Here is a 1,090-nt window from a genome sequence, read left to right on the forward strand (position 1 = left end):
ATGGATTCCGTTCTCAAAGCTGCGTCCTAACCACCTTGACTAATGCTATAATTCCAACATTGAAGCCAGGTCAGACTCTAGTATTGGACAATGCAACGTTTCATAAAGGGGGGCGGATTGCTGAACTGGTGGAGGCAGCTCAATGCCGTTTACTCTATCTTCCGCCTTATTCGCCAGACCTCAACAAGATAGAGAAATGTTGGTCGTGGTTGAAAGCCCGCATTCGCCACTGCACGTGAGCAGTTTGATTCTCTCCATGATGCCATGGATTCTGTTCTCAAGGCTGCGTCCTAACCGTATTGACTAGTGCTATACTAGATGATTCCGAAAATACCAGGCTGTGTGTGGTAGAGTTTTCAGTAGTGCAAAAAACACATTATGAGATATGCCACACCGAGGGAAGCGTCACAAGTCCTTCAGGTCTCAGAAAAAACACGGCCCGTTACTGGGACAGGGACGGAAAAATACTCACAATTAGAACTCCCCCTGGTCATCGACGATAGGACATTGATTACGTCATTAATCCAGGCGGCCACACAAGAATTAGAATCCTCTACGCCAGAGTCAGTTCGTATAAGCAAAAGTCAGACCTCTTTCGACAAGCCGACTACTTGCAATCGGAGTTTGCAGACGCAAAACTCGTCAAAGAAATCGGATGGGGACTCAACTAGAAACGAAAAGGGCTTTTATCCATTTTGGGACAAGTCCTGTCAGGAGATGTCAGAGAAATTGTGGTCTCGCACAAAGACCGACTCGTCAGGTAAGGTCAGGACCTTATCGAGTGGCTCTGTCAACCAAAAGATGGCCAACTCGTGGTTCTCAACCGAAGTGACTTATCTCCAGAACCAGAAATGGTTGAGGATGTGCGACGTGAAGTCGTGCGGTTAGTGGAACCCATTCCACAAGAACAGAGGAGCCGTCTCCTCCAGGAAATCCTTTCTTCCTGTTCCCATGTAAAAGAGTCCTAGACTCCGCCGATGTCAAAAGTATAGCACCAGACAGGAAAGTTAGGACGTATAATGGAGAGGAAGAGATTACTAAGAAGACCAAAAATGCCAGCCCCCTATAGTTACGACCTCAGACAAAAAGT

General features: G+C 46.9%; 1 protein-coding gene and 1 pseudogene. Both read left to right on the top strand.

The features are described from left to right. A pseudogene (locus P5683_RS25115) lies at window positions 1-294 on the top strand (transposase); the annotation flags it as partial. Between the two features lie 518 nt (window positions 295-812). Beyond that, window positions 813-968, top strand: coding sequence for a hypothetical protein (locus P5683_RS25120; RefSeq protein WP_008055272.1), 156 nt, complete (start codon window positions 813-815; stop codon window positions 966-968). Window positions 969-1,090: the final 122 nt, after the last annotated feature.

This window comes from Limnospira sp. PMC 1279.21 (assembly GCF_032349615.1).
Classification (GTDB): Bacteria; Cyanobacteriota; Cyanobacteriia; order Cyanobacteriales; family Microcoleaceae; genus Limnospira; species Limnospira fusiformis.